Origin of the sequence: Streptomyces sp. NPDC047853, from assembly GCF_043204535.1 — a bacterium.
Classification (GTDB): Bacteria; Actinomycetota; Actinomycetes; order Streptomycetales; family Streptomycetaceae; genus Streptomyces.
Genome location: NZ_JBIDCI010000014.1, coordinates 214,770 through 236,003, shown reverse-complemented (window position 1 = coordinate 236,003; position 21,234 = coordinate 214,770). Strand labels below are relative to the sequence as shown.

20 protein-coding genes and 1 pseudogene are annotated in these 21,234 nt (G+C 74.3%); 10 read left to right on the top strand and 11 right to left on the bottom strand.

Features of this window, described 5'->3' with window-relative positions; translation table 11 throughout:
• Nucleotides 1–278 precede the first annotated feature (278 nt).
• Genes ACGF5T_RS25695 through ACGF5T_RS25685 form a run of 3 tightly spaced genes read right to left on the bottom strand, consistent with a single transcriptional unit; the run spans nucleotide 279 to nucleotide 3,311 of the window.
• Complete coding sequence (locus ACGF5T_RS25695; RefSeq protein WP_361010313.1) at nucleotides 279–1,778, bottom strand: tripartite tricarboxylate transporter permease; 1,500 nt, start codon at nucleotides 1,776–1,778, stop codon at nucleotides 279–281.
• Nucleotide 1,779: 1 nt separating this feature from the next.
• Nucleotides 1,780–2,328: a tripartite tricarboxylate transporter TctB family protein gene (locus ACGF5T_RS25690; protein ID WP_366768594.1), complete on the bottom strand. Its 549-nt coding sequence runs from the start codon at nucleotides 2,326–2,328 to the stop codon at nucleotides 1,780–1,782.
• Nucleotides 2,325–3,311, bottom strand: coding sequence for a tripartite tricarboxylate transporter substrate binding protein (locus ACGF5T_RS25685; protein WP_356606929.1), 987 nt, complete (start codon nucleotides 3,309–3,311; stop codon nucleotides 2,325–2,327). Before ACGF5T_RS25685 ends, ACGF5T_RS25690 begins: the two co-directional genes overlap by 4 nt.
• A gap of 414 nt (nucleotides 3,312–3,725) precedes the next feature.
• Here ACGF5T_RS25685 and ACGF5T_RS25680 point away from each other — a divergent pair.
• Nucleotides 3,726–4,601, top strand: a pseudogene (locus ACGF5T_RS25680) (ATP-binding protein).
• Complete coding sequence (locus ACGF5T_RS25675; RefSeq protein WP_356606617.1) at nucleotides 4,598–5,389, top strand: response regulator; 792 nt, start codon at nucleotides 4,598–4,600, stop codon at nucleotides 5,387–5,389. Before ACGF5T_RS25680 ends, ACGF5T_RS25675 begins: the two are co-directional and overlap by 4 nt.
• Before the next feature lie 100 nt (nucleotides 5,390–5,489).
• On the opposite strand, the gene ACGF5T_RS25670 is transcribed toward ACGF5T_RS25675, so the two are convergent.
• Nucleotides 5,490–6,095, bottom strand: coding sequence for a TetR/AcrR family transcriptional regulator (locus ACGF5T_RS25670; RefSeq protein WP_392889321.1), 606 nt, complete (start codon nucleotides 6,093–6,095; stop codon nucleotides 5,490–5,492).
• A gap of 264 nt (nucleotides 6,096–6,359) precedes the next feature.
• On the opposite strand from ACGF5T_RS25670, the gene ACGF5T_RS25665 reads away from it, so the two are divergent.
• From ACGF5T_RS25665 to ACGF5T_RS25650, 4 genes are read left to right on the top strand one after another with little or no spacing between them, the layout of a single operon-like run.
• On the top strand, nucleotides 6,360–6,959 hold the full coding sequence (locus tag ACGF5T_RS25665; protein WP_356606619.1) for a 2Fe-2S iron-sulfur cluster-binding protein: 600 nt from the start codon (nucleotides 6,360–6,362) through the stop codon (nucleotides 6,957–6,959).
• Nucleotides 6,956–7,948 (top strand): xanthine dehydrogenase family protein subunit M, encoded by a 993-nt coding sequence (locus tag ACGF5T_RS25660; RefSeq protein WP_366768595.1) that lies wholly within the window; start codon nucleotides 6,956–6,958, stop codon nucleotides 7,946–7,948. Before ACGF5T_RS25665 ends, ACGF5T_RS25660 begins: the two co-directional genes overlap by 4 nt.
• On the top strand, nucleotides 7,945–10,095 hold the full coding sequence (locus ACGF5T_RS25655; RefSeq protein WP_366768596.1) for a xanthine dehydrogenase family protein molybdopterin-binding subunit: 2,151 nt from the start codon (nucleotides 7,945–7,947) through the stop codon (nucleotides 10,093–10,095). The genes ACGF5T_RS25660 and ACGF5T_RS25655 overlap by 4 nt, the downstream gene beginning before the upstream one ends.
• Nucleotides 10,088–11,218, top strand: coding sequence for an XdhC/CoxI family protein (locus ACGF5T_RS25650; protein WP_366768597.1), 1,131 nt, complete (start codon nucleotides 10,088–10,090; stop codon nucleotides 11,216–11,218). The genes ACGF5T_RS25655 and ACGF5T_RS25650 overlap by 8 nt, the downstream gene beginning before the upstream one ends.
• A gap of 232 nt (nucleotides 11,219–11,450) precedes the next feature.
• Here the strand turns inward: ACGF5T_RS25650 and ACGF5T_RS25645 are convergent, their stop codons facing one another.
• The 3 genes from ACGF5T_RS25645 to ACGF5T_RS25635 are packed head-to-tail and all read right to left on the bottom strand — an operon-like array spanning nucleotide 11,451 to nucleotide 14,138.
• Nucleotides 11,451–12,218 (bottom strand): polysaccharide deacetylase family protein, encoded by a 768-nt coding sequence (locus ACGF5T_RS25645; RefSeq protein ID WP_366768598.1) that lies wholly within the window; start codon nucleotides 12,216–12,218, stop codon nucleotides 11,451–11,453.
• 33 nt (nucleotides 12,219–12,251) lie between these two features.
• Complete coding sequence (locus ACGF5T_RS25640) at nucleotides 12,252–13,256, bottom strand: DMT family transporter (RefSeq protein WP_366768599.1); 1,005 nt, start codon at nucleotides 13,254–13,256, stop codon at nucleotides 12,252–12,254.
• A 27-nt stretch (nucleotides 13,257–13,283) separates the two neighbouring features.
• Nucleotides 13,284–14,138: an SDR family NAD(P)-dependent oxidoreductase gene (locus ACGF5T_RS25635; protein ID WP_356606629.1), complete on the bottom strand. Its 855-nt coding sequence runs from the start codon at nucleotides 14,136–14,138 to the stop codon at nucleotides 13,284–13,286.
• Between the two features lie 256 nt (nucleotides 14,139–14,394).
• Here ACGF5T_RS25635 and ACGF5T_RS25630 point away from each other — a divergent pair, with 256 nt between their 5' ends.
• Both ACGF5T_RS25630 and ACGF5T_RS25625 read left to right on the top strand, forming a co-directional pair.
• Nucleotides 14,395–15,465 carry a galactosyldiacylglycerol synthase gene (locus ACGF5T_RS25630; RefSeq protein WP_366768616.1) on the top strand — a complete coding sequence of 357 codons (1,071 nt, stop codon included), beginning with the start codon at nucleotides 14,395–14,397 and terminating at the stop codon, nucleotides 15,463–15,465.
• Between the two features lie 72 nt (nucleotides 15,466–15,537).
• Nucleotides 15,538–15,924 (top strand): DUF2267 domain-containing protein, encoded by a 387-nt coding sequence (locus ACGF5T_RS25625; protein ID WP_356606631.1) that lies wholly within the window; start codon nucleotides 15,538–15,540, stop codon nucleotides 15,922–15,924.
• 98 nt (nucleotides 15,925–16,022) lie between these two features.
• Here the strand turns inward: ACGF5T_RS25625 and ACGF5T_RS25620 are convergent, their stop codons facing one another.
• On the bottom strand, nucleotides 16,023–16,421 hold the full coding sequence (locus tag ACGF5T_RS25620; protein WP_356606633.1) for a DUF5997 family protein: 399 nt from the start codon (nucleotides 16,419–16,421) through the stop codon (nucleotides 16,023–16,025).
• A 174-nt stretch (nucleotides 16,422–16,595) separates the two neighbouring features.
• On the opposite strand from ACGF5T_RS25620, the gene ACGF5T_RS25615 reads away from it, so the two are divergent.
• Nucleotides 16,596–17,423: a LysR substrate-binding domain-containing protein gene (locus tag ACGF5T_RS25615; protein WP_366768600.1), complete on the top strand. Its 828-nt coding sequence runs from the start codon at nucleotides 16,596–16,598 to the stop codon at nucleotides 17,421–17,423.
• 18 nt (nucleotides 17,424–17,441) lie between these two features.
• Here the strand turns inward: ACGF5T_RS25615 and ACGF5T_RS25610 are convergent, their stop codons facing one another.
• The 3 genes from ACGF5T_RS25610 to ACGF5T_RS25600 all read right to left on the bottom strand — a co-directional run bounded on the left by ACGF5T_RS25610 (nucleotide 17,442) and on the right by ACGF5T_RS25600 (nucleotide 19,482).
• Nucleotides 17,442–18,182, bottom strand: a complete 741-nt coding sequence (locus ACGF5T_RS25610) for a DUF4142 domain-containing protein (protein ID WP_356606637.1) — start codon at nucleotides 18,180–18,182, stop codon at nucleotides 17,442–17,444.
• Between the two features lie 99 nt (nucleotides 18,183–18,281).
• Complete coding sequence (locus ACGF5T_RS25605; RefSeq protein ID WP_366768601.1) at nucleotides 18,282–18,977, bottom strand: HAD family phosphatase; 696 nt, start codon at nucleotides 18,975–18,977, stop codon at nucleotides 18,282–18,284.
• 28 nt (nucleotides 18,978–19,005) lie between these two features.
• On the bottom strand, nucleotides 19,006–19,482 hold the full coding sequence (locus ACGF5T_RS25600) for an Lrp/AsnC family transcriptional regulator (RefSeq protein WP_356606641.1): 477 nt from the start codon (nucleotides 19,480–19,482) through the stop codon (nucleotides 19,006–19,008).
• A gap of 203 nt (nucleotides 19,483–19,685) precedes the next feature.
• Here ACGF5T_RS25600 and ACGF5T_RS25595 point away from each other — a divergent pair, with 203 nt between their 5' ends.
• The gene (locus ACGF5T_RS25595; protein WP_366768602.1) at nucleotides 19,686–21,209 is read left to right on the top strand and encodes an FUSC family protein; all 1,524 of its coding nucleotides are present in this window, start codon (nucleotides 19,686–19,688) and stop codon (nucleotides 21,207–21,209) included.
• The last annotated feature ends 25 nt before the right edge of the window (nucleotides 21,210–21,234 follow it).

The window sequence follows — 21,234 nt, the reverse complement described above, 5'->3', positions numbered from 1 at the left end:
CACGATCCACGGCCGCGACTGACGGTTTCCCATAACCAGACTTACGAGACAGCAGGCCGAGAGTCTCATGATCAGCAGCTTTTGTTAGAGCCAGTAAGCCGGGTGACGGGTCGGTGCCACCCGGCCCCGACCGGCCCGCCCCGCTCCGGGGCACCGCGGTGTCGGGTGAGCACCGCGGTGTCGGGGTGAGCACCGCGGTGTCGGGGTGACGAACGAACGTCGGAGCGTCGGGGTGTCGTGGTGCGGGAGTGTCGGGATCCGGCGTCAGGCGTCAGGCGTCAGGCGCCGGCCCGCAGTCGCTTGCGGGTCACCAGCCGCTTCACCAGCGGCCACGCCAGCAGCAGCACGATCACCGCGTAGACCGTCACCGCGAACGGCGTGTCGACCAGGCCCGTCGCGCTGCCGTCGCTGATCTGCAGCGCGCGGCGGAGCTGCTGCTCGGCGTTGGGGCCGAGGATGACGCCGATCACGGCGGGCAGGATCGGCAGACCGTAGCGCCGCATGCCGAAGCCGACCAGGCCGATGACGAGCAGGGTCACGAGGTCGATGACCTCGCCGCCGACCGCGTACGCGCCGACGGCCGCGAAGAACATGATCCCGGCGTACAGGTAGGGCCTCGGGATGCGCAGCAGCTTGGCCCAGACCGGTGCCAGGGGCAGGTTGAGGGCGAGCAGCAGCACCATGCCGACGAACAGGGAGGCGATCAGGCCCCAGACCAGCTCCGGTTCGCGTTCGAAGAGCAGCGGGCCCGGCTGGATGCCGTACTGCTGGAACGCGGCCAGCATGACCGCCGCGACCGCCGTCGTCGGCAGGCCCAGGGTCAGCATGGACACCAGCGTGCCCGCCGCCGAGGCCGACGCCGCCGACTCGGGACCCGCCACGCCCTCGATCGCGCCCTTGCCCCACTCGTCCTGGTGCTTGGACAGGCGCTTCTCCGTGACGTACGACAGGAACGTCGGGATCTCCGCGCCGCCCGCCGGGATGGCGCCGAACGGGAACCCGATGAACGGGCCGCGCAGCCAGGCCTTCCAGGTCCGCCGCACGTCGCCGCGGCCGAGCCAGGGACGGCCCACCGGGATCGGCTCGGCCGCACCCCGCCGCAGGTGCGCCGCCACCCACAGGGCCTCGCCGATCGCGAACAGACCCACCGCGACGATCACCACGTCGACGCCGTCGGCGAGTTGGAGGGAGCCGAACGTCAACCGCTGCTGACCGGTCATCTGGTCCAGGCCCACCAGGCCGATCGTCAGGCCGATCAGGAGGGAGGCCAGGCCTCTGACGCGCGACGAACCGAGCACGGACGTCACGGCGATGAACGCGAGCACCATGATGGCGAAGTAGTCCGGCGCACCGATGTCCACCGCCAGGTCGGCGACCACCGGTGCCAGGGCCACCAGCAGCACCGTGCCGATCATGCCGCCCGCGAAGTGACCTATCGCGGCGGCCGCCAGCGCCTGGGCCCCGCGCCCGGCCTTGGCCATGGGGTTGCCCTCCATGGCCGCGACCACGGCGGCGCTCTCGCCGGGCGTGTTGAGCAGGATGGACGTGGTCGAACCGCCGAACATCGCACCGTAGTAGATGCCGGCGAACATGATGAACGCGGCGACCGGATCGAGCCCGTACGTCACCGGCAGCAGCAGCGCCACCGCCATCGCCGGGCCGATGCCGGGCAGGACGCCGATGGCCGTGCCCAGCAGCACTCCGAGCGCGGCCCACAAGAGGTTGAGCGGGGTGAGGGCCGTACCGAAGCCGTCCATGAGGGAGTTCAGGGCGTTCATGTCAGAGCACTCCCATCAGCGGACCGCCGGGCAGCGGAACCCCGAGCAGCTTGTCGAAGACGACGTAGGTGAGCAGGGACAGCACCGCGGCGATCAACGGATCGCGGTCCACCCGGCGGCTGCCGAGGGCGAAGGCGGCACCCCAGAACAGGAGCGCACCGGCGACGGGGAAACCGGCCGGCTCGATGAGCGCCGCCGAGCCGAGGAAGATCCCGGCGAGCAGCAGCACCGTGCGCCAGTCGGCCGGTTCCGACAGGTCGACGTCCTCGCCGCCCTCGGCCTCGCCCCGGCCGCCGCGCAGGACGTCCACGGCGAGCAGCGCGGCGATCAGCAGCAGGCCGGCGCCGACCACGATCGGAACGGTCCTGGGGCCGACCGGCCCGCGCTGGGTGAGGTCGACGTCCATGGTGAGCGCGTCGGTCAGGACCACGGCGCCGAGCGCCAACAGCAGTACGCACACGCCCAGTTCGGACTGTTCGCGCAGCCAGGAGCGCCGCTCGGGCGTCGGCGTCGGGTCCGGGGCGGAGGTGGATTCGGTCCGCGTCGTCACAGTCCCAGCTCCTTGAGTACCGACACCACGCGCTTGTCCTGGGCGTCCAGGAACGCGCCGAACTTCTCACCGGTGAGGAAGGCGTCGTCCCAGCCGTTCTGCTCCAGGGACTTCTTCCACTCGGGGGAGGCGTGCAGTTCCTCGACCAGGCGGATCAGCTTGTCCCGCTCCGCGTCGGACAGGCCGGGCGGGGCGACGACGCCGCGCCAGTTGGTGAAGTCCACGTCGTAGCCGGACTCCTTGAGCGTCGGCGCCTGCGGGAGGTCGTCGACGCGCTCCGGGCCGGTCACCGCGAGCACCCTCAGCTCGCCCGCCTTGATCTGGTCCAGGTACTCGCCGACACCGGAGACCCCGAAGCCGACCTTGTCGCCGAGGATCGAGGCGAGCAGCTCGCCGCCGCCGTCGAAGGGGATGTAGTTCACCGACCTGGGCGAGATCCCGGCCGCCTGCGCCATCAGCATCGGCGCGAGGTGGTCGGGACCGCCCGGCGAGGAGCCACCGCCCACCGGGACCTTGCCCGGGTCCTTCTTCCAGGCGCCGATCAGCTCGTCGATCGTCCTGTACGGCGAGTCCTTGGCGACCACCACGACGTCCTGCTCCTCGGTGAGGCGGGCGATCGGCGTGGTGTCGGCGAGGGTCTTGGGCGCGTGGTTGGAGCGGGCGGCGCCGACGACACCGAGGCCCATGGACATGGCGAGCTTGCCGTTGCCGTGCTCGCTCACCAGTCGGCTCAGCCCCACGGTGCCGCCGGCGCCGGGCAGGTTGAACACCTCGATGTTGTGCGTCAGTCCGGCGTCCTCGGCGTTCTTCGCGGCCGTGCGGGCGGTGATGTCGTAGCCCCCGCCGGGCGTGTTGGGGACCATGAAGCGCAGGCCGGGGATCTGGGTGCCGTTCCCGGCGTCGCTGCCCGTGGAGAGCAACGGCGGTCCCGCGAGGACGAGCACGGCGGCCCCGAGCAGGGCGAGGGGGGTGCGCAGGCGCACGTATGACACCACCTGTCGGTCGGGTAGATCGGTCGGTCGGGTAGATCGGTACGGGAGAGCCCTGTGGGGGAGGGTGACGTGGGCCACATGGTGCCCGTGCTCCTGCTCCCTGTCTTCCTTGCGGAACCAAGGGAGGTTGTGGTCTTTGCGGTCACGGCCGTGCGGGCCGGCGCGTCTGCGAGGAGTCGCCGGTTCATCGCCGGTTCATTGCGAAGACAACACATCCCTTTCCTTCGCCGCAGGTGGGCGCCATGATGGCGACCCGGCACAGCCGCCGGCGCCCCGCCCTCCCGCCCCGACCCGTACTCCCGACCCTCCGTACCCCCGCCCCCGTACTCCCACCGCTCGTACTCCCACCCCCCGTACCCTCGCCCCGCCCTCCCGCCCCGCCCGTCCGTCGAGATCGAGTCCGCCGTGGCCCCCACCTTCCGCCGTCAGACCCTCGCGGGCGAGATGCTGGTCCTCCAGCTCGCCATCGTCGTGGTGGTCCTGCTCGCGGTCGCCGCCGTCTCGCTCGCCCAGTCCGAGGCCACCTTCAACCGCGTCGAGGGGCGCCGGGTCACCGCCCTGGCCGAGCAGCTGGCCGCCACTCCGCTGGTCCGCAGCCAGGTCCTGCGTCCGGTGCCGCAGGAGGCCCTGGCCCCGCTGGTGAACTCCACCCAGACCCAGTCCGGGGTCACCTCGGTCACGGTGGCCGACGCCGACGGCCGCGTCGTCAGCTCCACCGACCCCACGGCGATCGGTGGCCGGCTGGCGCGCGGAGAGGGGGCCTCCGAGGGGCGCGGCTGGTCGGGGCCGTTGACGGTGCGGGGCGGCCGGGAGCTGGTCGCCCAGGTGCCGGTGCTCGGCGCCACCCGGCAGACCCTCGGTCGGCACCTGGGCACGGTGATGGTCGGCGAGGCCGACCCCACGGTGTGGCAGCGGCTGAGCGGTGCCTCCTCGGCAACCTCGTCGACAACGCCGTGGACGCCGCCGCGGCGCCCGGCGACGGCCAGGAGGCGTGGGTGGAAGGTCGAGCTGCGGCAGGACGCCACCGGCGTCGAGATCGTGGTGCGCGACTCGGGGCCGGGGGTGGCCCCCGAGCTGGCCCGTGAGGTGTTCTCGCACGGCTTCACCACCAAGGCCGCCCGGCAGGGCGAACGCGGCATCGGCCTGGCACTGACCCGGCTGGTCTGCGAACGCCACGGCGGTGAGATCTCGGTGACCAACACCCCCGAGGGCGCCATGTTCACCGCACGCATGACCGTCGGCCACCTCACCGAAGCGGTGGCGGAAGGAGCAGCACCATGACGGGTACCAGCGGCCCCGCCGCCGCGACGGGAGCGGCGCCCCATGACGCCGGGGCCGCGATCGGCGTGCTGGTCGTCGACGACGACTTCATGGTGGCCCGGGTCCACCGGGCCTTCGTCGGACGCGTCGAGCCCTTCCGGGTCGTCGGCGTGGCCGGCACCGGCGAGGAGGCCCTCGCGGCGGTCGGCGAGCTGCGCCCCGACCTCGTCCTGCTCGACCTGTACCTGCCGGACGTCTTCGGCCTCGACGTCATCCCCCGGCTGCGCGCCGCCGGCCACGACTGCGACGTCATGGTCATCAGCGCGGCCCGGGAGGCGGACGCGGTGCGCGGCGCCGTCCGGCACGGCGTGGTCGACTACCTGCTCAAACCGTTCGAGTTCGAGGACCTGCGGGTCCGGCTGGAGCGCTACGCCGTCCAGCGCGGCCGCCTGCTCGGCACGGTGGTCCGCAGCCAGGCCGACGTCGACCGCGTACTGGCCGCGGCGGCACCGGCCGCCGCGGTGCCGGCGTTGCCCAAGGGCATGAGCGTGGAGACCGCCGAGCTGGTCGAACGGACCCTGCGCGCGGCCGACGACACCCTGTCCGCCAGCGAGTGCGCGGCGCTGACCGGCGTGTCCCGGGTCAGTGCCCGCCGCTACCTGGAGTACTTCCACACCGTCGGCAGCGCGGACGTGTCCCTGCGGTACGGCGTGGCCGGACGGCCGGAACGCCGCTACCGCTTCCGGGAGCGTCCCGTGGGGCTCGGGACGGCCGGGGCCGCACCCGGGGCCCGGCCGCCGGGACGGTGAGCACGCGCCGGGAGCCGGGAGGACGGCACGACGGAACAGCCTGACCGGTGCGCGGCCGGGGCGGCCGGCGCGGAAGGCGGGGTGGGCGCGGTCGGCATGGTCACCGGCCGGGCGCGCCCGCGCGCAGTCCGTCCATCACGAGGTCCAGGAGCCGGGTGACCCTCGGCTGCCAGTCCTCGCGCGGGTCGACCTGCCAGAGGCCACCGATGGCGAGAAGGAAGTCGTCCGCCGTGACGCCGGGGCGGATGGTCCCGGCCTCCTCGTTGGCGCGGAGCAGGAGTTCGGCCGCGTCCACCACGGGCGTGGGGCCCGGCTTGACCGGCCCTCCGGGCGTGGAGGTGACCAGCCGGATCGCGTCCGCCAGCCCGGCCTTGGTCATGGCGAACCGGGCCAGGCGGTCCATCCACTCGCGCAGGGCCTGCTCGGGATCCCGGGTGGTCAGCAGCTGTCGCGCGGCTTCGGCCACCTGCTGCATCTCGTAGCGGTAGACCTCCAGGACGAGCGCCTCGCGGTGCGGGAAGTTGCGGTAGACGGTGCCCTGTCCCACGCCCGCCTTCCTGGCGATGGCGCTCAGCGGCGCGTCCGCGCAGCGCGTCAGTTCCTCCCTGGCCACTTCCAGGATGCGCTCGCGGTTGCGCTGGGCGTCCGAGCGCAGGGGAGTGTCCTTCTTGTCCCTGCCCGGGTGAGGCACTCCTCCTCCTTCCATGGTCATGGCCGAATACCGTCCTTGCTAAGCGGACAACTGTCCGTTACGTTTTCGTGAGCGGACGGTTGTCCGGTTGCCAGTCACGATAGCGGCGGAACGGGTCGGCGTGACCCGCAGGTGCGCTCGAACACGGGCGAAACCATTCTCCGCAGCCTGTTTCCCCCCTCACCGGACACAGCCGACCGCCCACCGCTCACAGCCCGCAGCCCACAGTCACCGGACCCAGTCACCAGACGCAGTCACCAGACACAAAGAAGGCTGATCATGGCCCCAGCGCCCTCGTCGACGTCCAGCGCCGTCGTCCTGACCATCAACGGCGAGAAGCACCAGCTGACCGTCGACCACCGCACCACCCTGCTCGACGCCCTGCGCGAGCGCCTCGACCTCACCGGCACCAAGAAGGGCTGCGACCAGGGGCAGTGCGGCGCCTGCACCGTCCTGGTCGACGGGCGCCGCGCCGTCTCCTGCCTGAACCTCGCCGTCGCCGCCGAGGGGCGGGAGATCACCACCATCGAGGGCATGGCCGAGGGCGACCGGCTGCACCCGGTGCAGCAGGCCTTCCTCGACCTCGACGGCTACCAGTGCGGCTACTGCACGCCCGGCCAGATCTGCTCGGCCGTCGCCGTCATCGAGGAGCACGCGGCCGGCTGGCCCAGCGCCGCCACCGAGGACGTCCGCCCCGAGGCCGGACCACCACCCCTGACACCGGAAGAGATCCGCGAACGCATGAGCGGCAACCTGTGCCGCTGCGGTGCCTACGTCTCCATCGTCCAGGCGGTCGCCCGCGCGGCCGAGGCCCACGACGCGACGGCCCACGACGGCGACGGTGCCCGCGAGGGCTCCACCGAGGGAGCGGCGGCATGAGGGAGTTCGGCTACCAGCGCGCCGACGACGTCTCCGGCGCGGTGGCACTGCTCGCCGCCGACCCGGACGCCCGCTTCCTCGGCGGCGGCACCAACCTCGTCGACCTGATGAAGACCGGCGTCGAGCGCCCCGCCCGCCTCGTCGACGTCCGCGACCTCCCCCTGGACGGCATCGGACCGACCGCCGACGGCGGCCTGCGCATCGGCGCCACCGTCACCAACAGCGACCTCGCCGCCCACCCCGACGTGCGCCGCCACTACCCGGCGTTGACCCAGGCGGTGCTGGCCGGCGCCTCCGGGCAGCTGCGCAACATGGCCACCGTCGGCGGCAACCTGCTCCAGCGCACCCGCTGCGGCTACTTCACCGACGTGAGCAAGCCGTGCAACAAACGCGACCCCGGCAGCGGTTGCCCTGCCGTCACCGGCGAGCACCACAACCACGCCATACTCGGCGCCTCCGACCACTGCGTGGCCGTGCACCCCTCGGACATGGGCGTCGCCCTCACCGCCTTCGACGCGGTCGTCTCCTACGAGACGCCGGACGGGCCGGGCGAGTCGCCGCTCGCCGACTTCTACCTCCCCGTCGGCGACACGCCGCACCGCGAGACCGCCCTGCCCCCCGGCGCGCTGATCACCGGCGTGACCCTGCCGGCCGCCCCGGTCGCCGCCCGCTCCCGCTACCGCAAGGTCCGCGAGCGCGCCTCGTACGCCTTCGCGATCGGCTCGGTCGCCGCCGCGCTCGACGTCGAGGACGGCGTCGTACGCGACGCACGGCTGGCCTTCGGCGCGGTCGCCTCCCGGCCCTGGCGGGCCCGTGCCGCCGAGGCCGTGCTGATCGGTGCCCCGGCCGACGGCGCGACCTACGCAGCCGCCGCGGACGCCGAACTCGCCGCCGCCAGGCCGCTGCCCGACAACGGATACAAGGTGACCCTCATGCGCAACCTCGTGGTGGCCGTCCTGACCGAACTCACCGAGGAGGCCGCCCGATGAGCACCACCACCACCGGCCCCGCGACGGTCAAGGGCTCCGTCGGCACCTCGCACACGCGCGTGGAGGGCCGCGACAAGGTCACCGGAGCGGCCCGCTACGCCGGCGAGATCCCCTTCGCCGACCTCGCGCACGGCTGGCTGGTGCTGTCCACCGTCGCCCGCGGCCGCATCCGCTCGATGGACACCGACGCCGTCCTCGGCATGCCGGGCGTCCTCGCCGTCCTGCACCACGGCAACGCCCCGCGCCTCGACACCGACTACATCGGCATGCTGGGCATCCCGCCGGACCCGACCGCCGCCGTCTTCCAGGACGAGCGGGTGCCGCACGCGGGCTGGCCGGTCGCCCTGGTCGTCGCCGAGACGCCCGAGCAGGCGCGGGAGGCGGCCGAGGCCCTCGCCGTCACGTACGACACGGAGCCGCACGACATCGCGCTCACGGCGGACCACCCCGGCGCCTACCCGGCCGACGGACACATGCCGGCGGAGACCGAGAAGGGCGACCTGGCGGCCGGGCTCGCCGCGTCCGCCGTCGTCGTCGACGAGGAGTACACCACTCCCGAAGAGCACCACAGCATGATGGAGCCGCACGCGGCCACGGCCCGGTGGGACGGCGGCCGGCTGGAGGTCGTCGACTCCAACCAGGGCGCCACCTGGGTCCAGGGCGAACTGGCGAAGATGTTCTCCCTCGACGAGTCCGCGGTACGGGTGCGCTCCGAGCACATCGGCGGCGGCTTCGGCAGCAAGGGCCTGCGCGCCCACCAGGTGTCCGCGGTCATGGCGGCGACCCTTCTGCAGCGACCGGTGCGGGTGGTGATGACGCGGCGGCAGATGTTCTCGCTGGCCGGCTACCGCAGCCCCACCGCCCAGCGCGTGCGGCTCGGCGCCGACGCCGACGGCCGGCTGCGCGCCCTGGAGCACCGTTCACTGAACCAGACGTCGACCGTCTACGAGTTCGTCGAGCCCGGCGCCGGCGTCGCCCGGGTGATGTACGACGCCGAGGCCCACCGCACCGCCAACCACGTCGTACGGCTCGACGTGCCGTCCCCGACCTTCATGCGGGCCCCGGGCGAGGCGCCGGGATCCTTCGCGATCGAGGTGGCGCTCGACGAACTCGCCGAGCGCTGCGGCGTCGACCCGATCGAACTGCGCCTGCGCAACGAGCCCGAGGTCGGCCCGGTCTCCGGGCTGCCGTTCAGCAGCCGCAACCTCGCGGCCTGCTTCCGCGAGGGCGCACGGCGGTTCGGCTGGGCGGAGCGCGACCCGCGCCCCGGTGTGCGCCGGGACGGTCGCTGGCTGCTGGGCACCGGTACGGCCGCCGCCTCCTTCGGAGCGGGCGCCGGTCCCTCCACGGCCCTGCTGACCGCGGAGGCCGACGGCACCTTCACCGTGCGGATCGCCGCAGCCGACATCGGCACCGGCGCCCGTACCGCCCTGACCCTGGTCGCCGCCGACGCGCTCGAGGTGGCGCCCGAGCGGGTCCGGGTGCGGATCGGGGACAGTGACTTCGGGCCGGCGATGATCGCGGGCGGCTCCATGGGCACGCGGTCCTGGGCGTGGGCGATCACGGCGGCGGCCGGTGAACTGCGCGAGCGGCTCGCCCTCGGCACGACCGTCCCGCCGGAGGGCATCACCGTGCGCTCCGACACCACCGAGGCGCTCGGTGCCCTCGCGCAGAAGGAACGGCACTCCTTCGGTGCGCAGTTCGCCGAGGTAGCCGTGGACACCGCGACCGGTGAGGTGCGGGTGCGCCGGATGCTCGGCATCTTCGCGGCCGGGCGCATCGTCAACCCGCTCACCGCCCGCAACCAGCTCGTCGGCGGCATGGTCTGGGGCATCTCCATGGCCCTGCACGAGGAGGCGGTCCGGGACCGGGTGAGCGGCGGCCTCTACGGCCCCGACCTCGCCGGCTACCACGTCGCCAGCCACGCGGACGTCCAGGACGTCCAGGCGGACTGGGTCGACGACCCCGACCCGGACGACCCGGTCGGCATCAAGGGCGTCGGCGAGATCGGCATCGTCGGTGCGGCGGCGGCCGTCGCCAACGCCGTCTGGCACGCGACCGGGGTGCGCCACCGGAACCTGCCCATCCGGCCCGACCGCGTGCTCTCGGCCCAGGCACCAGACGGCGGGGGAGCGGACGGTGCTTGACATCGCCGACGAGCTGGACGGATGGCTCGCCGAGGGCCGGGAGTTCGCGGTCGCCACGGTCGTCTCCGTCGGCGGCAGCGCGCCGCGCGGCCCCGGCGCCGCCCTCGCCGTCGACAGCGCGGGCACGGCGATCGGATCGGTCTCCGGCGGCTGCGTCGAGGGCGCGGTGTACGAGCTGTGTGCCGAGGCCCTGCGAAGCGGCGAGGCCGTGCGGCAGCGGTTCGGCTACAGCGACGAGGACGCCTTCGCGGTGGGACTGACCTGCGGCGGGGTCATCGACGTGCTGGTCACGCCGGTCGGCGCGGACGCGCCCGTACGGGAGGTCCTCCGGGCGGCCCTGTCGACTGCCGCCCGGGGCGGGACCGCGGCCCTCGCCCGGGTCGTCGAGGGCCCGGCCGGGCTGCTGGGCCGGGCCCTGCTCGTCCGCCCCGACGGCTCGTACGACGGAGGGCTCGGCGGCCACCCGGACCTGGACCGCACGGCGGTGGCCGAGGCCCGGGCCCTGCTGGAGGCCGGCCACACCGGCACGGTCGGCCTCTCGGAGGACGGTTCGCACTGCCCCGGCGGACTCACGCTGCTCGTCGAGACCAGGGTGCCGCCGCCCCGCATGATCGTCTTCGGGGCGGTCGACTTCGCCGCGGCGCTGGTGCGGGCCGGCAAGTTCCTCGGCCACCATGTGACGGTGTGCGACGCCCGGCCCGTCTTCGCCACCGCGGCCCGCTTCCCCGAGGCCGACGAGGTGGTCGTGGACTGGCCGCACCGCTACCTGCGGAGCACGCCGACCGACGAGCGCACGGTGCTGTGCGTCCTCACCCATGACGCCAAGTTCGACGTACCGCTGCTGACGGAGGCCCTGCGGACGCCGGTCGCGTACGTCGGTGCCATGGGCTCGCGCCGCACCCACGAGGACCGCGACCGGCGGCTGCGCGAGGCGGGCCTGACCGAGCAGGAGCTGTCCCGGCTCCGCTCACCGATCGGTCTGGACCTCGGCGCCCGGACGCCCGAGGAGACCGCGCTCTCCATCGCGGCGGAGATCGTCGCCACCCGGCGCGGCGGAACGGGCGCACCCCTCACGGGCGGGGCGGCACCGATCCACCGCGACCTCACGGGTGTGGCCGCCTGACCTCTGCCGGCCGGTGGCTCGGTCCTGCGGCACCGTCCGGTGGGTCCGTCCGGTGGCAGTGGCACGGCGGGGGAGCCGTGCGGGTGGCGGGTGGCGAGCGGGTGTGTCGTGGCCCTGTCACCGGGCGGGGGACGGTCGAGAAGTGGTCCGTCCCCCTGTCCGGCGGCTCCCCGGTCGCCCGCCCCCTGTCGGCCGGTGGCTACCGGCCGGTGGCGGCTGCCCGGCCGGGCCGTCACCGGGCAGGTGCCGGCGTGTGCCGCGCGTCCGGCCGGCCCACCGCGTGCTCCCCCAGCGGCCCCACCGTCAGCCCCGCCTCCCGGCAGTCGCGCACGATGCCGGACAGGGCACCGAGGGCCGACCGCCAGCTGCCGGGGGCGGAGGCGTGGTCGGTGTCGTGGAGGAGGATCGTGCCGCCTCCGCGCAGGTCCGCCGCGACGGTGGCCCGCACCGACGCGGGCGTGGCGTCCGGCCGCCAGTCCTTCCCCCACGCCGTCCACAGCACCGGCCGCAGACCCGCCCGGTGTGCCGCGGCCCAGCGTCCGGAGGTGAGGATGCCATAGGGCGGGCGGTACCAGAACGGCGCGTGCCCGGCGACCTCGCCCACCGCGTGGGCCGCCCGCAGCAGCTCGCGCGCGTCCCGCGCCGGTGCCGGTGTCCAGGGGCGGTCGTGCGACCAGCCGTGGACGGCGAGTTCGTGTCCCCGCCGGGCCTGTTCACGGGCGGTCGCCGGGTGGCGGACGACGTCCTCGCCGAGCAGGAAGAACGTCGCCCGTACGCCCAGCTCGTCCAGCAGGTCCAGGAAGCGCGGGGTGGACGCAGGATCGGGGCCGTCGTCGAAGGTGAGCGCGATGTGGTCGGGGCGCCCCAGTCCCGCAAGACCCGGGAACGCGCGCCGACGGAACCCCGGCAGCCAGGTCGCGGCCGGGCCGACGTGGGCCAGCGCGAGGGCGACCGGTGCGGCGGCGTACACCGCTGCTCCGACGGCCGGTCTCCTACGCATCGTGTGCCTCCTGTTCCGGCCCGCGCGGACCCGTCACGCCCCCCAGCGGTCCTGGTCGCGATCCCGCTCCCGACCCCGCTCCCGACCGCGGTCACGCTCCCGCTCTCTCTCACGTCCTGGCTCAAGCTCCGCCTGTCGTCCGTCCGGCCGAGGCCCGTCCCGCGCCGCGGGGGCCGTGTCCCACGCCCCGTGGACCGACGGTGCCCGGGCCAGTCCGATGCTGCCGAGGCCGATCAGCGCCACGCCGACCAGCTCGGGCACCACCCGCACCCCGAGGGCGATCTCCTCGCCGAACAGCGTCCAGCCCAGGGCGACACTGGTCAACGCGTCGCCGAGGGTCAGCGCCGGCTGCGACGCCGCGAGGGTCCCCGCCCGCAGCGCGCTCTGGAGCAGCAGGAAGCTGACGACCCCGACGACCGCCGTGGCGTACGGCGGCCACTGGGTCAGCATCGCGCCCACCCCCTGGGGCAGGCGACCGGTGACCTCCTTCAGCAACGCCGCGGTACCGCCGAACGCCACCGCGGACGCCGATCCGAACAGCGCGGCGCGGGGTGCGCCCCGCACCAGGCTGCCGACCGAGGCGAGGGCCGTCACCAGGACGAACAGCACCAGGCCCGCCCAGCCCCAGCGTCCCGGGGTGGCGGTGTCCTGACCGGCCGACGGGCTGGCGGCGCCGAGGAACAGCGCGAGCCCCACGGCCAGGGCCACGAAGGCCAGCCAGGTCCGCAGGTCGGGCCGCCGGTGGAAGACGACGCTGCCGACCATCAGGGTGAAGAGCAGTTCCGTGGCCATCAGCGGCTGGACGACGGCCAGGCTGCCCACCGCCAGCGCGGCCCCCTGCAGGACCGTCGTCAGCGCGAGCAGCGCCGCGCCGCCCACCCAGTACGGGTCGCGCACCAGCCGCAGCAGCGAGCGCACCGCCGTGTGAACGGCGCCCGCCCGGTCCTCGTCCTGTGCCGCGGCCCGGCGCTGCAGGACCGACGCCGCGGCGTTGGACAGTGCCGCGAACAGGGCGAGGACGACGGTGAGGACACTCACCGCCGCGCGTTCCCGCTCATCCTGAAGTCACCCGAACCGCGTGGCCAGTCGCCGGTACAGTCCCGGAGCCGCACCCCGCACCCGGCACGGCAGCCGCAGCCAGCCGGGGACGTACACCTCGTCCCGGCCCCGCACCACCGCGGTGCGCACCGCTTCGGCCACCCGCTCGGCGGACACGGGACGTGGCCGTGACCGCCGGTAGGGCGTCCCGCGGCGCTCGAAGAACGGCGTGTCGACGACACCGGGCACCACATGCGTGACCCCCACCCCGGTGCCCCGCAACTCGTAGCGCAGGGCGTCCGCGAAGGCACCGACCGCGGCCTTGGCGGCGGAGTACACGGCCTCGTCGCGCACCGCCACGCTGCCCGCCAGCGATCCGATGAGCACCACCCGCCCGGCCCCGGCCTCCACCATCCCCGGCAGCACCAGCCGTACCAGCCGCAGGGTGGCCGGCACGTTGATCTCCAGCACCTCGTCGATGGTGTGCGGGGGCATGTCCACGAACTCCCCGGCCCAGCCGACCCCCGCCCCGGCCACCAGCAGGTCCACCGGCCCCACCGTCGCCAAGGTGAAGTCGGCGAGCTGCCGATCGGCGCCGGGAAGGGTCAGGTCCGCCGCGAAGGCGGTGGCCGACGCGTCCTCGGCGACCGCGCGCAGCCGGGACGGGTCGCGTCCGCTGAGCACCAGCCGCCAGTCGCCCTCTTCGCCCAGCCGGCGGGCCACGGCCGCGCCGATGCCGGAGGAGGCCCCGGTCACGAGCGCGGTGCGCGTCCGTGTGCCCCGGCCGCCGACGGGCTCCCGTCGCGGCCGGGCGTGATCCGCGTCGGGCGCGACGACCCGCGGTCCGGGGGCCGACCGGGGGCGGGAGAACGCATGGACCATGAGGACCACCTTGGCTCGGGGCGGACACCGGCGAGCGGCCGACCGGGCGGTCGGGCTCCGGCGTCCGGCCGGACGGGCGATCACGGAGTATCCCCGACGCGGCGCCCGAAACGCCCGCTTATGCAGCGGTTTGGATCGTGCCACACGGGCAACCCGGGCCGCCGTGCGTCCCCGCAGCTCATCGATGTCCCGCCGTTCCGCGGACCCCCCGCCCGGTCCGCCGGACGGCCGACGCCTGCTGGTGCTCAGCGCGAGCATGGGCGCCGGGCACGACACGGTCGCCGCCGAACTCGTCCGGCGGGCCGAGGAGCGCGGTGAGACGGCCGTGACCGTCGACGTCCTCACGCTGCTGCCGTACGGCCTGGGCGGGGCGCTGCGACGCTTCTACCGCGGGTCGGTACGCCACTTCCCCTGGGCGTACGCCCTCCTGTACCGCCTGTTCCTGCGCCCCGGCACCGGACGCCGCCCCGGCGGCACGCCCCTGGCCCGGCTGGCGGGCGGCCGGCTGCGGGAGCTGACCGAGCGCACGGGTGCCGACGTCGTCGTCCCCGTCTTCCACCTCGGCGCCCAGCTGACCGGCCACCTGCGTGCCCGGGGCCTGCTGCCCGTGCCCAGCGTCGTCCTCGTGATCGACTTCGCGGTCCACCGGCAGTGGCTCCACGCCGGCAACGACCACTGTCTGTGCCTCACCCCGGACGCGGCCCGCGAGGTGCGGGAGAGCACCGGCACGCGCGCGTCGACGTGCGGTCCGGTCGTGGCGCCCGAGTTCTTCGCCGACCCTCCCGGGGCGGCCGCGTGGCGGGGTCTCTTCGACCGGCTCGGCCCGGGGCGGCCCGCCGTGGTGCTCTCCGCCGGCGCCTGGGGGGTCGGCTCGCGTCTGCGCCCCACCGTCCGGTTCCTGGCGGATCACGGGTTCCTGCCGGTGGTGCTCTGCGGGGACAACGAGCGGCTGCGCCGTGCGCTGTCCGGGACCCCGGGGGTGCTGGCGCTGGGCTGGGTGACGGACATGCCCGGCCTGCTGCACGCCGCCCGCGCCCTGGTCGACAACGCGGCCGGCCAGACCGCCGTACAGGCGCTCGCCGCCGGGCTGCCGGTCGTGGGGCACCGCCCCATCCCCGGCCACGGTGCGGACGGCGTCCGGCGGATGGCCGCGCTGGGCGTCTCGGACCTCGCCGAGGACGACACCTCGCTGCTCCGCGCGCTGCGACGGCTCACCGCCCCCGGCCCGGCCCGGCGGGAGCGGATCGCCGCAGGACGGGCGCTGTTCACCGACGACGCCGTGTCCCGGTTGCTGGCCCTCACCGACGCCCGGCGGACGTGCCGGTGAGGCGACCCGCGTTTCCCCCACCGGGCCACGGGCACCCGGCCCGCAGGAGAACCGGCGGAAGGAGGCGACGCCGTGCGGCTCGACGCATTCCTGACCCTGGTCCGTGACCGCGGCGAATACCACAGCGACGACGAGGCCGAGCAGGTCAGCGCGGCCGTCCTCTGGGCGGTGGCGTCCCGGGTGGGGCCGGAGGAGGCCGCCGCGCTGGCTTCCGACCTGCCGGAACCGCTGGGCGACGCACTGCGCCTGGAACGCGGGCGCCCGGAGACCTTCGGTCGGGAGGAGTTCCTCCGACGCGTGGCCCAGCAGACCGGGGCCCGGCCGCGCACCGCCGAGTGGGACGCGGGTGCCGTGCTCTCGACCCTCACCGAAGCGGTCCCCGGCGAACGCGTCGACCGTCTCCTGACCCACCTGCCCGCGGACTGCGCCGACCTCTTCGGCAGGACCGCGGAGCGCTGAGACCGACCCGGTTCACGCGTGTGGACGGCGGACCGGGCACGCGGCTCCGGTGAGTCGGTGACCGGTTCGGTGCCCGCGAGCGCGTCCGTCGCGGAAGGTCAGTCGCGCTCGGCCCGCTCCGCGCGCTCGGCGTGCAGCTTCTTCACGCGGGCCGACTCCTTGCGCACGTCGGCCTGGACGTTCTGCTCCCGCTCCAGCCATTCCGGGCGCTCCTGCTTCAGCGCCTCGATCTGGTCCGTGGTGAGCGGTTCCGAGACGCCGCCCCGGTGCAGGCCCGCGATGGAGACACCCAGCTTGGCCGCCACCACCGGCCGCGGGTGCGGACCGTCGCGCCGCAGGTCCCGCAGCCACGACGGCGGATCGGTCTGGAGCGCGTTCAGCTCGGCGCGCGTGACGACGCCCTCCCGGAACTCGGCGGGTGTGGCCTCGAGGTACACACCCAGCTTCTTCGCCGCGGTCGCGGGCTTCATGGTCTGGGTGTTCTGGTGCGACGTCATGGTGACAAGGGTATCGAGCGTCCGAGCGACCGCCGACCACGCCGGGTGACCGCGGAACCCGGCCCTCCCCGGCGACCACGTCCTCGGCCACGGGCATCGACCGGGTCCCTCGCCCCCGGCTCCCGCCCCCGGTCCTCGACCGCGCTCCTCGGCCACGCCCGGTAACCTGGCCGGGTGACAGGCTCGGTAGAACCCCCCTCGTTCCGGCTCGCCTACGTCCCGGGGGTGACGCCCGACAAATGGGTGCGCATCTGGAACGAGCGAGTGCCCGACGTCCCGCTGTCCCTGACCCAGACCACCCCCGCCGAGGCGGCCGGCGTGCTGCTGGGCGGCGACGCCGACGCCGGGCTGGTCCGGCTGCCCGTCGACCGGACCGTGTTCAGCGCGATCCCCCTCTACACCGAGACCACGGTCGTGGTGGTCCCCAAGGACCACCTCGTCACCGCGGCCGACGAGGTGACCGTCGAGGACCTGGGCGACGAGATCGTGCTGCACCCCCTGGACGACGTCCTCGGCTGGGAGCGGCCGCCCGGCCGGCCCGCCCTCGAGCGTCCGGCCACCACGGCGGACGCCGTCGAGCTGGTCGCGGCGGGGATCGGTGTGCTGCTCGTGCCGCTGTCCCTGGCCCGGCTGCACCATCGCAAGGACCTCACGTACCGGACGGTCACGGACGCGCCCGAGTCGGGTGTGGCGCTGTGCTGGCCGGAGGACGCGCACACGGACCGCGTGGAGGACCTGATCGGCATCGTCCGGGGCCGGACCGTCAACAGCACGCGCGGCCGGCCGGCCGCCACGGCACGGCAGCAGGACGAGCGCACCGGAGCGCCCCACGCCGGGCGCAAGCCGACCGCCGGGGGACGGGCCGGCGGCGGAGGGAAGAGCGGCGCCAAGGGCGGAGCCAGGAGCAGCGCCAAGGGCGGCGCCAGAGGCGGAGCCAAGAGCGGCGGCAAGGGAAGCGGCGCCGGCAAGGGCGGGCGGCGCGGCAGGCCCCGCCAGCGGTGACCCGGCGGGGCGGCCGCGTCAGCGGACCGTCGGACTGGGCGTCGGCGCCGAGGTGTTGACGTCCAGCCCGGGCGGTTGGGTGAGGGAGAGCACCGGCTCACCCGGCTGCGGCGCCGGAGGCGTGAGCTGCACCTTGGGCAGGCCGGGCGGGGCCGACTGCTGGAAGTTGACCTGGTCGAAATTGACCAGGCCGGTCTTCTCCAGCACGGTGATGTGGTCCAGGACCGTGTCGTTGGCCTGGTCTGCCAGCTGCCGCACCAGGGAGTTCTTGGTGTTGGCGCGGATCTTGGCGATGGCCGGGAAGATCTGGCCGTGCGTGATGCGCATGATGTTGACCGCCGTCGTGTCGAACTGCTTGCCCGTGGTCCCGTCCACGGTCGACACGAACTGCTGCTGTTGCGGGGAAGCGAGGTTGGGCAGGGTGATGCCCAGCTCGGGCGCGATCTTGCGGCAGGTCGCGTCGAGCCGCGCGTGCCCGACGACGAGGTGCTCCCCGGCCTCCTTCATCTCCGGTGTCGTCCCCCGCTCCATGGCCATCAGCCCCAGCGGGTGCTCCCACAGCCCCGCGGCCCTGACCTTCACCACGAAGTCCCGGTCGGCCTCGGTGAGCGGCCCGTACAGCGTGTTGGTGATGACGCGGTCCTGGGCACTGGACGTGTTCTGCACCCCGAGCATGGTCGGATACGCGAGCGCGGTGAGGGTGAGGACCAGGGCACCGGCCACGAAGGCGGTCCCTGCCGTGGTGCGCGTGATGCGCATCGTGCCTCCTGGGGCGAGGGCAGACTCGGACACCAGGAGGTACGGACGCGGGCGGCGAACCGATCACCTCACCGGGCAAAATCTTGGCGCCCGGTACGGTCAGGCGGCCCGGTCCGCCCGCACGAGCCACTCGTACGCCGCCCGCGCCGTGAACTCCGCCTGCCCTCCGCGCACCAGCAGGTCGGCGGTGGCGAACTCCGGGGCATCGGCCTGCGCCGCGAGGTACGGGACCGCGATGCAGCGCATTCCGGCCGCGTGCGCGGCGGCGGCTCCGGGGGCGGCGTCCTCCAGGACCACGCAGTCGCCCGGGTCCGCGCCGAGCCGGCGGGCCGCCTCCAAGAAGACGTCGGGGGCGGGTTTGCCCTCGGTGACCTCGTCCGCCGAGACGGTCGTGCGCAGCCACGCGTCCAGTCCGGTGCGGGCCAGGATCGCCTCGATGGCCTCGGGCGACGAACCCGACGCCACCGCCAGGGGCACCCCGTCGTCCGCCAGCAGTTCGACGAACGCGCGCATCTGCGGGTACGCGCGGACCGAGGTGCGCGCCAGTTCCAGGTAGTGGCGGTTCTTGACGGCCAGCAGTTCCTCCACCGGGACCCGCAGGCCGTAGCGCCGCCTCCAGTCGGCGACGGTCTCCCGGGTGCTGATGCCCACGTATCCCTCGTGGTCCGCCCATCCGAAGTCCGGCACGCCGTACTCGGCCAGGGTCCGACGGCCCGCTTCGTAGTAGTTCGGCTCGCTGTCCACGAGCGTTCCGTCGAGATCGAAGATGACCGAGATGCCGCCGAGAGTGCTCATGGTGCCCAGCATGCCAAGGGGTCGGGGGTCACTTCCGCGCCGTCCGCCCGATCGACTCCACCAGGGGCAGCAGCCGGTGCGGGACACGCTCGCGCAGCGCCACCTCGCTGCGGGTCCGCACGACGCCGGGCAGGCTGATCAGCTTCTGGACCACGTCCTCCAGGTGTGCGTTGTCGCGCGCCACCACGCGGGTCATCAGGTCACCGCCGCCCGTGATGGAGAAGGCCTCGACGATCTCCGGGACGGCGGCCAGCGCCTCGCCCACCTCGTCCAGGTGGCCCTGGGTCACCTCGATGTGCACAAAGGCGAGGACCGGGTGGCCCAGTGCGGCGGGGGAGAGGGAGGGCGCGGTGCCGGTGATCACACCGTCGCGTTCCAGGCGGTCCAGCCGGGCCTGGAGCGTGCCCCGGGCGACCCCGAGGAGGCGCGCGTACTCGCGCACGCTGGTGCGCGGCCGCTCCAGCAGCAGCCGGAGGATGCGGGTGTCGAGTTCGTCGACCGCCATGGTGCTGCGTCCCTTCGTCGGCCATTGGCTCTTCGGTGGCCGTGGAAGTGCCGCGGAAACTGTACCAATGGCCCACTCGCACGCGGGCCTGTTGAGCCAGTGGTGGGAGGGATGCTCCTATAGGAAGGTCGATGGCGCTGCGGATCCCGCGGCGCCTTTTTCGTGCCGGTGACGTCCGGGTCCGTAGAAGGGGGCGGTAATCAGTGCTGAAGAGGGTGTTCGTGAGCCCGGACCCGGGGCGGACGCGGCTGCGGTTCGCCGCCCGGGCCGTCCTCGGTATCGGTCTGGCCGTCGTCGTCTGCGGCCTGGCCGGCACCTCCCTGGTGGGTGCCGTCACCGGCGGGCTCGCCGCGCTGCTCGCCCTGTTCACCGTCACCGACGCCACCGTGCGCGGGCAGGCGGTGACCACCGCGCTGCTGCCGGTGACCGGACTGCCCGTGCTCGCCGCGGCGGCCGCGCTGCACGACCTCCCCGTGGCACGGGACCTCACCTTCCTCGCCGTCGTCGGCGTCGGCGTGTACGCCCGGCGCTGGGGTCCGCGCGGGCACAGCCTCGGCGTGTTCGCCTTCATGACCTTCTTCGTCGCCCAGTTCCTGCACGCGACCACGGACCGGCTGCCCGAGATGTTCGCGGCCGTCCTGCTGTCCGTGGCCACCGCCGCGGCGGTGCGCTTCGGCCTGTGGTGCTACGAGCGCCGCCAGTCGCCGCCCTCCGCCCCCGCGGCCTCCTGGGCGTACCTGCCGAGCCGTCCGGGCACGGGAGGCGTCGTCCGCCCGGCCCGCATCACCACCCGCCAGGCCGTCCAGGCCACGGCGGGCGCCGGTTTCGCCCTGGTCGTGGGCCAGCTGGTGTCCGACGAGCGCTGGTACTGGGCCGTCGGCGCCACCTGGTGGGTGTTCGTCAACACCACCTCGCGCGGCGAGACCCTGGTCCGCGGCTTCCGCCGGGTCCTCGGCACGGTCGTGGGCATCGGCCTCGGCTTCCTCGTCGCCGTCCCGGTCGCCGGGTCCGCGGTGCCGACCGCCGTACTCGCCGGCGCCTGCGTCTTCGGCATCTTCTACACCGCCGCCGTCTCCTACACCTGGATGATGCTCTGCGTGACGCTCCTCGCCGAGCTGCTCTACGGCCTGCTGGGCGTCCTCACCCCCGGGCTGCTCGCCCTGCGGCTCGTGGAGACCGCAGTGGGCGCGCTGGGAGCCGCGCTCGCGGTGCTGTTCGTCCTGCCCGTCACCACGCACGCCGTCAACGACGCCTGGATCCAGCGCGCGCTGCGCTGCGTCCACGCCTGCACCGCCGAGGCGGCCGCGCGCCTCGCCGGAACCGAGGGCGCCGACCCGGCACCGCGGGTGGCCGAGCTGGAGCAGCTGCTCGGCCGGGTACGGCTGTCGCTCGCCCCGCTCGTGCACCCGCTGAACCCGATGTACGGCCGCAAGCGCCGCGCCCGCCGGGTCCTCGCGCTGCTCGACGACTGCGCCCGGGAGATCCGGGGCCTGGTCGCCGTCGCCGCCGACCCGGAGGCCTCGCACGACGCACGGCTGGCCGCCGCCTGCTGGCGGGTCGAGCACGCCGTCGAGGCACTCACCGCCGGCGGAGCGGTTCCCGCCCGGGCCGACGCACCCGGCGCCACCGAACCCGCGCTGGTCCATCTCCACGGCGTGGAACGCGCCCTGGCCGAACTCGCCGCGCCGCTGCACGCCCCCTCCCGCTCACCGATCGCCGGCGCCTGATCCCGGCCGGCCCCGCGCCACCCGT